This window comes from Rhizobium sp. NFR03 (genome assembly GCF_900111275.1).
Classification (GTDB): Bacteria; Pseudomonadota; Alphaproteobacteria; order Rhizobiales; family Rhizobiaceae; genus Ferranicluibacter.
In genome coordinates this window covers 309,679-323,344 of the sequence record NZ_FOGR01000005.1, presented here as the reverse complement: position 1 = coordinate 323,344, position 13,666 = coordinate 309,679, and the positions used below count along the sequence as shown (strand labels likewise).

Below are 13,666 nucleotides of genomic sequence, written 5' to 3'. Positions count from 1 at the left end.
CACCCGCACAAGTTTCAGATTCATAAATATGAGGATCGACTAATTGTGCGGGGCCGCGAGCGGTTCCAGGTGGAAGGCCCGAGGGGATGATTGAACCGGAAAGGACCGGCGCGAGCGAAATGCGCGCCACGCCGCGGGCCATGCGGGCCGTTACCGAGCGCATCGGCGGGGATCTGGAAACCTTTCGGCGCGAGAACGACGATATCGTCCGCCACATCCGGCTGCTCGGTATCAACGCCGCCATCGAGGCGGCGCGCGCCGGAGATATCGGCAAGGGGTTCGCCGTCGTCGCACACGAAGTCCAGCGGCTGGCCAGTGCCTCAGCCACCATCGCCGCGAAGTTCCAGCAGGAAGTGCTGGAACGGGTCACGCTCGGACGGACCCTTTCCGACGCGCTGGTACACGAGATGGAAGGCGTACGCCTCGTCGATCTCGCGCAAACCCTCGTTCAGCTGATCGTTCGGAACCTCTTCGAGCGCACGGCCGACGTGCGCTGGTGGGCGACGGATACCGCCCTCTGGGAGGCGCTCGAAAACCCGGAGCGGGAGCGGCAGGCCTTCGCGGCAAAACGTCTGGGTGTCATAAACCGGTTCTACACGGTCTATCTCGATCTCGTCATGGTGGACACGACCGGCCGGGCGATCGGGTCGGCCAATCCAAGTTTCCAGAAAACGATTCTCGGCCGGGACCTTTCAGGCGAACCCTGGGTCAAGGCGGCGATGAGGACGATGTCGGGCGACGACTACATCGTCGACGTGGTCAAGCCGAGCCCCTTGCACGGCAACGCGGACGCTCTGGTCTACGCAACCGGCATCCGCCAGGGTGGCGTGTCCACGGCGCCGCTGGTTGGCGCGCTGGGCGTTTACTTCGACTGGGCAAACCAGGGCCAGTCGATCGTGCACAAGGAGGCCAACATCGCCCCAGCCGACGTGGATCGCACGACCGTGCTTCTGCTCGACGGTCAGGGCATGGTCATCGCCGCCTCCCGCCAGGCGCTCGTCTATACCAACTTCGTCCTGACCCCGCCCGACGGCATGACGCGCGGCAGCTACTACATGAGCGACGGAACACTGGTCGCCTTCGCACCCACGCTCGGCTACGAGGATTATGACGGCCTCGGCTGGTGCGGCGTGGTCATCCAGCGACCCGAGCGCGAGGACGACATCCGCCGCCGCCTGTCGCTGTAAATCCGGAATGAAAAAGGGGCAGCCGTTCCCGGCCACCCCTTTCCTGCACGTGTGAGCGCCGATCAGATCGTCGCGGCGTCGATCAGATCGTCGCGGCGTCGATGACGAAGCGGTAGCGCACGTCGCTCTTCAGCACGCGTTCATAGGCTTCGTTGACCTGATCCATGCGGATCAACTCGATTTCCGAGACGATGTTGTGCTTGCCGCAGAAGTCGAGCATTTCCTGCGTTTCCTTGATCGAGCCGATCATGGAGCCGGCAACGCTGCGGCGGGCGGGCACCAGCGAGAAAGCGTGCACCGGCACTGCATTTTCCGGAATGCCGAGAAGCACGAAAGCGCCATCCACCTTCAGAAGGCCAAGATAGGCGTTCCAGTCGATCTCGGCCGAAACCGTGCAGAGGATGAGGTCGAACGTGCCCGCGAGGGTCTTGAACGTCTCCGCATCGCTCGTCGCATAGTAGTGCGTCGCACCCAGCTTCAGCCCGTCTTCCTTCTTGGAAAGCGACTGGCTGAGCACGGTGATCTCGGCACCGAGCGCGGCACCGAGCTTGACGCCCATATGACCGAGACCGCCCAGACCGACGACTGCGACCTTCTTGCCGGGGCCGGCCTTCCAGTGCATCAGCGGCGAATAGAGCGTGATGCCGGCGCAGAGCAGCGGCGCAGTGGCGGCGAAATCCAGATTGTCCGGAATGGAAAGCGCATAGCCTTCCTTGACGACGATGCTGTCGGAATAGCCGCCATAGGTCGGCGTCGTGCCGTCGGCCTCGAAATCATTATAGGTCTGCACGAGACCCGGCATGTAGTGCTCGAGGTCGAGGTCACGCGTGGCGCAGGTCGTGCAGGAATTGACGAAGCAGCCGACGCCGGCCTTGTCGCCCACCTTGAACTTGGTCACGCCGGAGCCGACGGCGGAAACGATGCCGACGATCTCGTGGCCGGGAACCATGGGATACTTGGCGTTGCCCCACTCGTTGCGAACCTGATGGATGTCGGAATGGCAGATGCCGGAATACTTGATGTCGATGACGATATCGTCTTCGTTGGGCGCACGACGCTCGAAGGTGAAAGGTTCGAGCGGCTTCGACGCGTCGGTCGCCGCATATCCTTTTGCGAAAGCCATGGGTGGTTCCTTCTGTCTGCAATCTGAACCGGTCGAAACATCGCCGGCTCGCCTACTATGCAAGCTGGAGCCGACATAGGCACGTGCCATTCCTGCAAAATTCTTGCACGATCCTGCAAATGACCTGCGGAAGCTTTGGGGCTGCTGCCAATCCCGCTTATGTCGCATCGGTGAAAACAACACAGTAAGGATACACAAACGCGTCGGAACCCGAATGCTGCCACACAAGGCGTTTTCAGCCGTTGTCGCCCTTTGCATTTTCGCGTTAGAACCGTGTCATCCTGCCGACCCGTTTCAGGAAAGTCCCGCCTCATGTTCGATCCATCCGCCGCCCGCCGTCAGCCCTTCGTCGAAATCATTGCCCGTTTCGCCAGCGAGGATGGCGATCACACGACATCGGTGCCGGGGCTGACGGTGCATCGACGCTCCGAACAGGCGGTTCCCTCCTGCGGCGCCTATCGGCCGAGCTTCGCGCTCATCGCGCAGGGCGCGAAGAAGGTCACACTCGGCCACGAGACCTATGTCTATGGCGGCTCGGACTATCTCCTGACCTCCTTCGACCTCCCGGTCACAAGCCAGATCGTGCAGGCATCGCCGGAGAGCCCCTATCTCGGCATGGTCTTTGAAATCGACGTCGCCAAGATACCGCCGCTCCTCGCTCTGCTCGAGCGGCATGGCGCGACCGGGGAATCGCGCGACGACCCGGCGCGCGTTTCTTTCGAGGCCTCGGCAAGCGAGCAGCGCGGCATGACGGTCGCGGCGCTGACACCGGAACTGGAAGACGCCGCACTGCGCCTCCTGCGCCTCCTCGACCGCCCCGGCGACATTCCCGCTCTGCTGCCGCTGATCGAGCAGGAGCTGATCTTCCGTCTGCTCACGGGCCCGCATGCGGCACGTCTCCGCCAGATGGCGATGGTCGAGAGCCAATCGCACCAGATCGGCCGCGCCTGCGCCTGGCTGAAGGAGCACTACGCCCTGCCGCTGCGCATCGAGGATCTCGCCCGCCGCGTCAGCATGAGCGTGTCGTCGCTGCACCACCACTTCAAGGCCATCACCGCCATGAGCCCCATGCAGTACCAGAAGCAGCTTCGTCTGCAGGAAGCGCGCCGGCTGATGGTGGAGGACAAGCTGGATGCCGGCAGTGCCGGGCATCAGGTCGGCTATGAGAGCCCTTCGCAATTCAGCCGCGAATATGCCCGCCAGTTCGGTGCGCCACCCTTGCGCGACGCCGGCCGTACCCGCCGGTCCCTTCTCGGCAGACTGGCCGGAGAACCGGAAATGCTGAGCGAGGGTTGAACCATCCACTTTCGCCGGCGAGACCCGGCTCTTCATGACCGATAGCCCCTCCCAGACACCCTAGCAAGACATACTGCCCAGAACCGGAGTTCCCATGACCGAAACCGTCCGATTGCCCCTCGACGAAGCCCGCGCCCTGGCCGTGCAGGCCCTTTCCCATGCGGGCCTTTCAGCCGAGCATTGCGAGGCGCTGGCCGATACGATCATGGCGGGCCAGATCGACGAGTGTCATTCCCACGGACTTTATCGCGTGCTCAGCTGCGTCGATGCTCTGCGCAAGGGGCAGGTGAACGTGGCGGCTGTGCCCGAGGTCATGGATCAGGCGCCGGGCATCGTGCGGGTCGATGCGAAAAATGGTTTCTCGCCCCTCGCCTTCCGGCTCGGCCTGCCGCTCCTGCAGGAAAAGGCGCGGACGCAAGGTATCGCGGCTCTCGCCATCAACAACTGCTATCACTTCTCCGCTCTCTGGCCGGAGGTCGAGCGGATCGCCGCTGCCGGGCTTGCAGCGCTTGCCATGACGCCGAGCCACAGCTGGGTCGCCCCTGCCGGCGGCACGAAACCTGTCTTCGGCACCAACCCCATCGCCTTCTCCTGGCCGCGCCCCGGCCCGTTTCCGTTCGTGTTCGACTTTGCGACCAGTGCCTCCGCGCGCGGCGAGATCGAACTCCATCGTCGTGCCGGAAAAGCCATTCCGGAGGGCTGGGCGATTGACAGCGACGGCGCCCCGACGACCGATGCCGAGGCTGCCATGGCCGGCGCCATGCTCACATTCGGCGGTCACAAGGGCTCGGCGCTGTCAGCAATGGTGGAACTGATGGCCGGACCGCTGATCGGCGACCTCACAAGCCGGGAATCGCAGATCTACGACGCCGGCGCCGGCGTCACGCCCTGCCACGGTGAATTGCTGCTCGCCTTCGACCCGAACCTTCTCTCGGGCGGACGTGTCGCGGAGAATGCCGAGCGGGCCGAGGCCCTGTTCGACGCCATCATCGGCCAAGGCGCGCGCCTCCCCTCACAGCGGCGATATGAAGCGCGCCAACGCAGCGAGGCGGCAGGCAGCATCGAGATACCGAAGCGCCTGCACGACGATCTGCTGGCACTGCTCGCCTGAGGGCATGGCCTCCATTGACGTCGTCCGGCATGGCGCGCATAGCGGAGGCGGCATTCCGGAGGAGACGAGCGTGCGAACATGGACACTGGCGGCACTGGCGATGCTCGGCGCCGCACCAAGCTCTGCAAACGATACGACAGCCGCCCTGAAGACGGGCGGTCTGCAGTTCATGAAGAGCTGGGACATTTCGATGGAAGAGGAGAAGCTGTTCATCTCCCCGACCGAGATCCGCGTCGATTACATCTATCGCAACACCGGGCAGAAGCCGGTCACCTCCTACGTCGCCTTCCCCATGCCGGAGATCGGCGGCTCTCCCTATGACATCTCGGCCGGCGGCGATCCGGCGAAGGACAATTTCCTCGACTTCAGCGTGACGCAGGATGGCGCCGCACTGAAACCCGAGCTTCAGCAACGCGCCTATTCCGGCGCCATCGACATGACCGACGTCATCGTCTCCGCCGGAATTCCACTCAATCCCCGCAACGACCACGTCCAGACATTGCTGAAAGCATTGCCGGCGGCAACGCTCGATGACTGGACGGCACGCGGGCTCATCCAGCGCGAAGAATTCGATTCAGGCAGCGGGCCGGAGATCGGCTACGAGGCTCTTTGGACACTGAAGTCCGTCTATTACTGGCAGACCACATTCCCGGTCGGCAAGGACATCCACGTCGCCCATCGTTATATCCCGAGCGTTGGCGGAACGGTTGCCGTCACCTACCTCGAAGATGGCGAGCCCAGCGGCGCGACGTACGACGATTACAGGAAGCGTTATTGTCTGGACGATGCTTTCGTGCGGACAACGCAGAAGCTGCTGAAGCAAGCCACGGAGAGCCGCTATTACTACGAGAACTGGATCTCCTACATCCTGACGACCGGCAACAACTGGGCCGGCCCCATCAAGTCCTTCACATTGACCGTGGATAAGGGCGACCCCGCCAATTATGTCAGCTTCTGCGGCACGAATGTCCGCAAAACCGGACCAACGACCTTCGAGATGAAAGCGACCGATTTCAGCCCCGAACGCGATCTCGATATTCTCCTGCTCAAGCCCAACACCGGGCCATAAGATCGCACATGTGCCGCGCCAGGAACGAATAGCGCTGAGGCCGCGCGCCGAAAATGCGTGCAGCGAATTGCGAGAACGGCGGAAAACGAACGCCGGCAGCGTAAGGAGCGGATCTGCAAGATCACGACACGCTTCAAGCGCGGTGGTCAGCCGAAGCGCGCCACTCCCGGCGACCGATAACGACCATCGCACCGATCAGCATGGCGGCAAGCGCGAACCATGTCAGTGCATAAACGAGGTGGTTGTTTGGAAAGACGACACGCGTGAGGCCACCGATGGGAAAGCCGCCAGGATTTTCCGTACCGTCGGCGTCGATGAAGTAGGGCGCCTCCCGATCGAGACCGCGGGCCGTGGCGATGGCAGCAACATCCCGGGAATACCAGCGATCTCCCGACGGATCGTTTTTGCGGAGGAAGCCGCCGCCCGGCTCGGATAGCCGCAGCAGACCGACGACACGAATTGGGCTTTGACCATTACCGGCACTGCGGCTGGCGGGAACACGCCGATCCGGCGGCACGAAACCGCGATTGATGAGAACCGTGGTGCCATCGTCTCGCACGAGCGGTGTAACGACCCAGAAACCGGGGCCTCGCTCGGTCGTCGCCTGCACCAGCGTTTCCGCGTCATGACGGAACGTGCCGCTCACGCTGATATGCCGATATTCATCGCTGGTGGGCGTTATGGAAGACCACTGGTCGGCGCGAGGCGCTTCGACCGGTGCGGCATGGACCCGCGCATCGACACGTTCGATCAGGTCGAGCTTCCAGAACAGGCGCTGCACCTGCCAGATGCCCAGCGCCAGAAGCACGACCGTCACGAAGGTCGCAACCGCGCCAAGCACGACGAGGCTTCTACGGGAACCGCGCACCGCCGGAGCGGAGCTTTCGGCTGCAGAAGCCTTGGCAGGGGAACCGGCGGCCGTATCCGACCGCCGGGGTTTATCAGGGGACATTGCGCATCATGTCCGGCGTCATGGTCATCATATTGGTGTTCAGATGATGCATGACCCACAGCGAACCGGAGAGCGCGATGACGATCAGCACGAGCGTGAAGATCAGCGCCATCATGGTCCAGCCGCCTTCGGACTTGGTGTTCATGTGCAGGAAGTAGATCATGTGCACGACGATCTGAACGACCGCGAAGAGCATGACGAGACCGGCGGTGACCGCCTTGTTCTCGAAGACCTCGCCCATGACCAGCCAGAACGGGATGGCCGTGAGGATGATCGACAGCACGAAGCCGGTCATATAGCTCTTGAAGGACCCGTGGGCGGCCTCATGACCGTGGCTGTGGCCATGATGGGCTTCGTGCGCGTCCTCGTGTGCGGGTGCGTGGGTGCTCATCCGAGAACTCCGATCAGGTAGACAATCGAGAAGACGCCGATCCAGACGACGTCGAGGAAGTGCCAGAACATCGAGAGGCACATCAGGCGGCGACGGTTTTCCGGGATCAGCCCCTTCATCGACACCTGCACCATCAGCGTGATCAGCCAGATGATACCGAAGGTGACGTGCAGACCGTGCGTGCCGACCAGCACGAAGAAGGCCGACAGGAACGCGCTGCGGCCGGGCCCCGCGCCTTCATGGATCAGGTGCACGAACTCGTAGATTTCAAGCCCGATGAAGATGGCCCCGAAGATGCCGGTGATGCCGAGCCAGAACAGTGTTTCCGTCTTGGCGTTCCGCTCCATCTGAAGCATCGCGAAGCCGTAGGTGATCGACGACAGCAGCAGCATGGAGGTGTTGATGGCCACCAGCGGCAGGTCGAACAGATCCGCCGGTGACGGGCCGGCCGCATAGGAGCGGCCGAGCACGGCGTAGGTCGCAAACAGGATCGCGAAGATCAGGCAGTCGCTCATCAGGTACAGCCAGAAGCCGAGGCCCGTGCTGTTCTCCGGATGATGGTCTTCCGTCATGTAGAAGACCGGCTTTTCGCCATCTTCGAGAGAGGTATGTGTCGGTGCGCTCATGATCAGGCCTGCCCGGAGAGCTGACGTGTGCGCTCCCCTTCCGTTGTGACGACGTCATCCGCCGGAATGTAGAAATCGCGGTTGTAGTTGAAGGTATGTCCGATGGACACCGCGATGATACCGACGAAGGATACGATGGCGAGCCACCAGATGTACCAGATGACGGCGAAGGCGAAGGCGACGCTCAGCCCGCTGAGAATGACGCCCGTGCCGGTGTTCTTCGGCATGTGGATCGGCTTGAAGCCGCCGAGCGGACGCTCGTAGCCGCGGTTCTTCATGTCGTACCACGAGTCGTGATCGTGGATGACGGGCGTGAAGGCGAAATTGTAGTCCGGCGGCGGTGAGGACGTGGACCACTCCAGCGTCCGGCCGTTCCACGGATCGCCCGTGACGTCGCGATTCTGCTCGCGCTGGAGGAAGCTGACCACCAGCTGGATGATGAACGAGCCGATGCCGAGCGCGATCAGGAAGGCGCCGAAGGCCGCGATGATGAACCAGATCTGCAGCGAGGGATCCTCGAACTGGCTGAGGCGACGTGTAACGCCCATCAGGCCGAGCACGTAGAGCGGCATGAAGGCGAAGTAGAAGCCGACGAGCCAGAACCAGAAGCTCATCTTGCCCCAGAAGTCGTTCAAGCGGTAGCCGAAAGCCTTCGGGAACCAGTAGGTGACGCCGGCCATGACGCCGAAGACCACGCCGCCAATGATGACGTTATGGAAGTGGGCGATGAGGAACAGCGAGTTGTGCAGCACGAAGTCGGCCGGGGGTACGGCGAGCAGGACGCCCGTCATGCCGCCGATGACGAAGGTCACCATGAAGCCGATCGTCCAGAGCATGGGAACTTCGAACCGGATGCGCCCGCGATACATCGTGAACAGCCAGTTGAAGATCTTGGCGCCCGTCGGGATCGAGATGATCATGGTCGTGATGCCGAAGAAGGCATTGACGCTGGCGCCGGAGCCCATGGTGAAGAAGTGGTGGAGCCAAACGAGGTAGGAGAGAATGGTGATGACCACCGTCGCGTAGACCATCGACGCATAGCCGAACAGGCGCTTGCCGCTGAAGGTGGCGACGATTTCCGAGAAAATGCCGAAGGCCGGCAGGATCAGGATGTAGACTTCCGGGTGACCCCAGATCCAGATGAGGTTCACATACATCATCGGGTTGCCGCCGAGATCGTTCGTGAAGAAGTGCGTGCCCACATAGCGGTCGAGCGACAGCAGCGCGAGCGTCGCGGTCAGGATCGGGAAGGAAGCGACGATCAGCACGTTGGTGCAGAGCGAGGTCCAGGTGAAGATCGGCATCTTCATCATGGTCATGCCGGGCGCACGCATCTTCACGATCGTCGCGATCAGGTTGATACCCGACAGCGTCGTGCCGACACCCGCCACCTGCAGGCCCCAGATGTAATAATCGACCCCCACGCCCGGGCTGTAGTCAGCGCCGGAGAGCGGCGGATAGGCCAGCCAGCCGGTCCGCGCGAATTCGCCGACGAACAGCGAGATCATGATGATCGCAGCACCGGCCGCCGTCATCCAGAACGAGAAATTGTTCAGGAACGGGAAGGACACATCGCGCGCGCCGATCTGAAGCGGAACGACGAAGTTCATCAGGCCCGTCACGAAGGGCATCGCCATGAAGAAGATCATGATGACGCCATGCGCAGTGAACACCTGGTCGTAATGGTGCGGCGGCAGGAAGCCTTCATTGCCGTTGAAGGCGATGGCCTGCTGGGTGCGCATCATCAAGGCGTCGGCGAAACCGCGCAGAAGCATGATCAATGCCAGGATCACATACATGATCCCGATCTTCTTGTGATCGACGCTCGTCAGCCACTCGTTCCAGAGATAACCCCAGAGCTTGAAGTAGGTGAGAGCACCGACCACGGCGAGGCCGCCGATGACGACGCCGATGAAGGTGAGCACGAGGATCGGCTCGTGGTACGGAAAGGCTTCCAAGGTCAATCGTCCGAAGACGAGGCTGGAAATGTCCTGATTAAACATGGTGACCCCAGTTCTTGCAGTCGCAAGCGGTGCGGAAAAGCGCCGCGATCATTTCGAGTTGTTCAGCTGTTCGGGCGCAATGGAGCCCTTGTCAGGCGTCGCGGAACCACTGTCAGAGGCCGGAGCCTCCGGGTTCTGGCCGCCCATCTGGTGCCCGTTCATGTCGTGCCCGTTCATGTTCTGCATGTCATGCTGCATCGGCTGCGCGCCATTGCCCGGCTGGTTCTGGTTGGCTGGCTCGCCTTCATTAGCGGGCTGACCCTCGGCCGGTGCGGCATTGGGCTGCCCCTTGTCGTCATGACCTTCCGGTGCGCCCTGCGAGCGGGCCGGCTGACCTGTAGCGGGGAATGTCGCGGAATTCGTGCCTTCGCCTGTACCGGCATGACGATTGTCATATTCGAGGCGCTCGCGGTTGCTTTCGCTGCTCTCGCCGCCGCCGCCCATCATGTCGACATGCATCATCTCGTTCATGCACATCTTGCCGGGCTGGGCGCACATGTTGAGCACCGCCTCGTAGAGACCGTTCTCGACACCGCCATAATACCGCACCGGCTCGCGCTCGCTCGGCTTTTCGAGCTTGAGATAGGCGTCACGATTGAGCATCGTGCCCTGCTGCTTGACCTTGGCAACCCAGCCATCGAAGCCGGCCTGGTCGAGACCATGGAACTTGAAGCGCATGTGCGAGAAGCCGTCGCCGCTGTAGTTCGCGGAGAACCCGTCGAAAACGCCCGGCGCATTGATGACGGCGTGCAGGCGCGTCTGCATCCCCGGCATGGCGTAGATCTGGCCGGCAAGTGCCGGGATGTAGAAGGAGTTCATGACCGAGGAGGAGGTGATCTTGAAATTGATCGGCACATCGACCGGCGCGGCCAGTTCGTTCACCGTGGCAATGCCGTATTCCGGATAGAAAAAGAGCCACTTCCAGTCGAGCGCCACGACCTCAACGGTCAGCGGCTTGACGTCTGCCGGAATGGCGCGTTCCGCATCCAGGCGGTCGATCGGGCGATAGGGATCGAGCTTGTGGGTGCTGATCCAGGTCACGGCGCCGAGGGCGACGATGATGGCGAGCGGCGCCGACCAGATGACGACCTCGAGGCGCGTGGAGTGGTGCCATTCGGGATCATACACCGCTTCCGTGTTCGCGCGGCGATAATGCCATGCGAAATAGAAGGTCAGCGCGATCACCGGAATGATGATCAGGAGCATGAGGAAGGTGGAGACCAGGATAAGGTCGCGCTGCTGCGTTGCGATGTCGCCGGAAGGAGACATCACCACCATGTTGCAGCCGGCAAGCCCCGCCAGGAGCGGCAGCATGAGGATGCGACAAGCGTGTCGATAGAGGTTCGCCATGGTCCAATGCTCTTTTCGTTATCTTTGCCCTGCGAGTAATACTCCGCGACCATAAACGATATGAGGTGTTTGGTCGCACCGCAGCAAAAATGATGCCCTGCGGCAAAATTCCCTGCCGCATCGATAGACCGCCCCATATCGCGCAACCAGGCTTGGTCCGCCATTCGCAACAGCAGTTCGTCCACAGGCTTCCACTTTGGAGGCCTGCTTCCATGCGAAATATGTGTCCCGTTGAAAAAGTCGAGCCTCGCTCTTGAAATGACCGCTTCCGTACACGGGTCATATCGTCGCTGGATATAAATTATAATGCCTGCCACTTGATAACGGGCACGGTTTGATCAACATCGTTCAAAAGACGGCACGCGTTGAACCGCGCGGCCCTGTGACGGCATGGAGGCATTCCGATGACAACGATAGCAGAGACGTCCGGCGGACCCTCATCCTCAGCTCTGGAGCGTGACGCGCGGCAGATCCACGGCGACGCACCCGTATCTCCCGGCTCGATCGCGCTCGGCGTAATCATCGGCCGCATGTCGGAGTTCTTCGACTTCTTCGTGTTCGGTCTCGCTTCGGTTCTCGTTTTCCCCAAGCTCGTCTTCTCGTTCGAGCCCGACCCGCTGACGGCGACGCTCTACTCCTTCTGCATCTTCTCGCTGGCCTTCGTCGCGCGCCCCATCGGCTCCGTCGTCTTCATGGCGATCGACCGGACCTACGGACGCGGTACGAAGCTCACCATCGCCCTGTTTCTCCTCGGCATTTCCACGGTCTGCATGGGCTTTCTGCCCAGTTATCAGGAAGCCGGCGTCTGGTCGATCTACCTGCTGGCCATCTTCCGCATCGGTCAGGGCCTCGCGCTCGGCGGCGCGTGGGACGGCCTTGCGTCCCTGCTCGCGCTTAACGCGCCGGAGAAGCATCGTGGCTGGTACGCGATGATCCCGCAGCTTGGCGCGCCGATCGGCTTTGCGCTCGCCAGCATTCTGTTCGGCTTCTTCGTTGCCAACACGTCGGAAGCCGACTTCCTCTCCTGGGGCTGGCGCTACCCGTTCTTCGTCGCTTTCGCCATCAACGTCGTGGCCCTCTTCGCCCGCCTTCGTCTCGTCATGACGAAGGATTTCGGCGACCTCCTGGAGCGTCACGAGCTGGAAGCCGTGGCTTTTACCGACCTGATCCGCACCCATGGCCGCGATATCCTGATCGGTGCCTTCGCACCGCTGGCAAGCTTTGCCATGTTCCACGTCGTCACGATCTTTCCGCTGGCCTGGACGAACCTGAACAGCGACCAGTCGATCGGTTCGTTCATGCTGGTTCAGGTCGCGGGCGCCGGCCTCGGCATTCTCACGGTCATCGCTTCGGGCCTTCTCGCCGACCGCATCGGGCGCCGCAGCCAGCTCGTCGTCGGCGCCATCATCATCGCCATCTTCAGCTTCATCGGCCCGATCCTGCTCGGTTCCGGCCAGACCGGCATCTCGTCCTTCGTCATCGCCGGCTTCGGCGTGCTCGGCCTTTCCTTCGGGCAGGCCGCGGGATCGGTCTCATCGCGCTTTACGCAGGGCTATCGTTATTCGGGCGCGGCCTTCACGTCGGACCTTGCATGGTTCCTCGGCGCCGGTTTCGCACCGCTGATCACGCTCGGCCTGTCGAGCAAGTTCGGCCTGCCCTTCGTAGGGTACTACCTGCTGTCGGGCGCGATCTGCACCATGCTGGCACTGTTCCTCAACAAGCGCCTGCTCGCGCGGGAATAGTCGCCGAAACGGCTTTGCCGACACTATTTGGACGGATGAAACACCCCGGCGAACTGGTAACGGTCGCCGGGGTGCGTTATTTCAACGAAGGTCACCGTCCGACCGTTCTGCCAGGTCTGGCGGGTCAGAAGCAGGCAGGCGGCGTGTCTCTCGATGGTCAGCAGCTTCGCCGTCGCCGCATCGGCCGCAACGGCACGGATGATGTGCTTGGCCTCAGACCAGGGCACCTGGTCCAGAAGCCAGCTTCCCGGCGGGCTTGTCTCGAAGGTCTCGTCGCGTGCCTGAGGCACTGCGTCGAGCAGGATCAGCCGTTTTTCCAGCGCGTTCGGCTTCGCATCCACGATATGCAGGCATTCCACCCGCAACACCTCGCCCCCGGCCGCTTCCTCGATCACGGCGGCATCCGCCGTGGATAACCGCTCTATCCGCCGCGACAGGATGCGGTGACTGTAAGTGTGGCCTGCCACTTTCGCCTCCGTCCCGATGTCGGAAATGTCCATGACGGTCCGGTCGATCTGCGGCGAAGCGACAAAGGATCCGGCCCTTCGGCGGCGCACGATCATGCCCCGTGTCGCCAGAGCCGAGAGCGCCTTGCTCACCGTCATGCGGGAGCATCCATAGGTTACCTCAAGCTCATGCTCGGCCGGAATGCGCTGCCCCGGCGGCCACGTGCCGCTCATGATCTTCTGCTCGATATCTTCGAATATGCGCTGGTGAAGCGAGGTCAAGGCACGGCCCTCAGAAAGGCGGACGGGAAGCGCTGACACGGCACGAGGCTTGCATGTTACAGGCAGCGGATGCCGCACACCGCGGGCA

General features: G+C 62.3%; 12 protein-coding genes. 5 read left to right on the top strand and 7 right to left on the bottom strand.

Annotation, left to right across the window (positions count from 1 at the left end; all coding sequences use genetic code 11):
* The first annotated feature begins 86 nt into the window (after window positions 1-86).
* Window positions 87-1,187 (top strand): methyl-accepting chemotaxis protein, encoded by a 1,101-nt coding sequence (locus tag BSG19_RS17855; protein WP_092989368.1) that lies wholly within the window; start codon window positions 87-89, stop codon window positions 1,185-1,187.
* An 82-nt stretch (window positions 1,188-1,269) separates the two neighbouring features.
* On the opposite strand, the gene BSG19_RS17850 is transcribed toward BSG19_RS17855, so the two are convergent.
* A complete protein-coding gene (locus tag BSG19_RS17850; RefSeq protein ID WP_092989367.1) occupies window positions 1,270-2,310 on the bottom strand; it encodes an NAD(P)-dependent alcohol dehydrogenase in 1,041 nt (346 codons plus the stop codon).
* A 312-nt stretch (window positions 2,311-2,622) separates the two neighbouring features.
* Between BSG19_RS17850 and BSG19_RS17845 the strand changes: the two genes are divergently transcribed.
* The 3 genes from BSG19_RS17845 to BSG19_RS17835 all read left to right on the top strand — a co-directional run bounded on the left by BSG19_RS17845 (window position 2,623) and on the right by BSG19_RS17835 (window position 5,786).
* Entirely contained in the window at window positions 2,623-3,606 is a 984-nt protein-coding gene (locus BSG19_RS17845; RefSeq protein ID WP_092989366.1) for an AraC family transcriptional regulator, read from the top strand.
* Window positions 3,607-3,700: 94 nt separating this feature from the next.
* A complete protein-coding gene (locus BSG19_RS17840; protein WP_092989365.1) occupies window positions 3,701-4,717 on the top strand; it encodes an Ldh family oxidoreductase in 1,017 nt (338 codons plus the stop codon).
* A gap of 70 nt (window positions 4,718-4,787) precedes the next feature.
* On the top strand, window positions 4,788-5,786 hold the full coding sequence (locus BSG19_RS17835; protein WP_348272146.1) for a DUF4424 domain-containing protein: 999 nt from the start codon (window positions 4,788-4,790) through the stop codon (window positions 5,784-5,786).
* A 133-nt stretch (window positions 5,787-5,919) separates the two neighbouring features.
* Here BSG19_RS17835 and BSG19_RS17830 read toward each other — a convergent pair whose 3' ends face one another.
* From BSG19_RS17830 to cyoA, 5 genes are read right to left on the bottom strand one after another with little or no spacing between them, the layout of a single operon-like run.
* Window positions 5,920-6,738, bottom strand: a complete 819-nt coding sequence (locus tag BSG19_RS17830) for an SURF1 family protein (RefSeq protein ID WP_092989363.1) — start codon at window positions 6,736-6,738, stop codon at window positions 5,920-5,922.
* The gene (gene cyoD / locus BSG19_RS17825) at window positions 6,728-7,129 is read right to left on the bottom strand and encodes a cytochrome o ubiquinol oxidase subunit IV (protein WP_092935511.1); all 402 of its coding nucleotides are present in this window, start codon (window positions 7,127-7,129) and stop codon (window positions 6,728-6,730) included. Before cyoD ends, BSG19_RS17830 begins: the two co-directional genes overlap by 11 nt.
* On the bottom strand, window positions 7,126-7,755 hold the full coding sequence (gene cyoC / locus BSG19_RS17820; protein ID WP_092989362.1) for a cytochrome o ubiquinol oxidase subunit III: 630 nt from the start codon (window positions 7,753-7,755) through the stop codon (window positions 7,126-7,128). The genes cyoD and cyoC overlap by 4 nt, the downstream gene beginning before the upstream one ends.
* A gap of 2 nt (window positions 7,756-7,757) precedes the next feature.
* Window positions 7,758-9,758: a cytochrome o ubiquinol oxidase subunit I gene (gene cyoB / locus BSG19_RS17815; RefSeq protein WP_092989361.1), complete on the bottom strand. Its 2,001-nt coding sequence runs from the start codon at window positions 9,756-9,758 to the stop codon at window positions 7,758-7,760.
* Between the two features lie 48 nt (window positions 9,759-9,806).
* A complete protein-coding gene (cyoA, locus tag BSG19_RS17810; RefSeq protein WP_092989360.1) occupies window positions 9,807-11,108 on the bottom strand; it encodes a ubiquinol oxidase subunit II in 1,302 nt (433 codons plus the stop codon).
* A gap of 413 nt (window positions 11,109-11,521) precedes the next feature.
* Between cyoA and BSG19_RS17805 the strand changes: the two genes are divergently transcribed.
* On the top strand, window positions 11,522-12,850 hold the full coding sequence (locus tag BSG19_RS17805; RefSeq protein ID WP_092989469.1) for an MFS transporter: 1,329 nt from the start codon (window positions 11,522-11,524) through the stop codon (window positions 12,848-12,850).
* A gap of 23 nt (window positions 12,851-12,873) precedes the next feature.
* Here the strand turns inward: BSG19_RS17805 and hutC are convergent, their stop codons facing one another.
* Window positions 12,874-13,578 (bottom strand): histidine utilization repressor, encoded by a 705-nt coding sequence (hutC, locus tag BSG19_RS17800; protein ID WP_092989359.1) that lies wholly within the window; start codon window positions 13,576-13,578, stop codon window positions 12,874-12,876.
* Window positions 13,579-13,666: the final 88 nt, after the last annotated feature.

Coding starts and splice junctions, on each gene's coding strand:
- BSG19_RS17855 (WP_092989368.1), top strand. CDS start 87: ATGATTGAACCGGAAAGGACCGGCGCGAGCGAAATGCGCGCCACGCCG.
- BSG19_RS17850 (WP_092989367.1), bottom strand. CDS start 2,310: ATGGCTTTCGCAAAAGGATATGCGGCGACCGACGCGTCGAAGCCGCTC.
- BSG19_RS17845 (WP_092989366.1), top strand. CDS start 2,623: ATGTTCGATCCATCCGCCGCCCGCCGTCAGCCCTTCGTCGAAATCATT.
- BSG19_RS17840 (WP_092989365.1), top strand. CDS start 3,701: ATGACCGAAACCGTCCGATTGCCCCTCGACGAAGCCCGCGCCCTGGCC.
- BSG19_RS17830 (WP_092989363.1), bottom strand. CDS start 6,738: ATGTCCCCTGATAAACCCCGGCGGTCGGATACGGCCGCCGGTTCCCCT.
- cyoD (WP_092935511.1), bottom strand. CDS start 7,129: ATGAGCACCCACGCACCCGCACACGAGGACGCGCACGAAGCCCATCAT.
- cyoC (WP_092989362.1), bottom strand. CDS start 7,755: ATGAGCGCACCGACACATACCTCTCTCGAAGATGGCGAAAAGCCGGTC.
- cyoB (WP_092989361.1), bottom strand. CDS start 9,758: ATGTTTAATCAGGACATTTCCAGCCTCGTCTTCGGACGATTGACCTTG.
- cyoA (WP_092989360.1), bottom strand. CDS start 11,108: ATGGCGAACCTCTATCGACACGCTTGTCGCATCCTCATGCTGCCGCTC.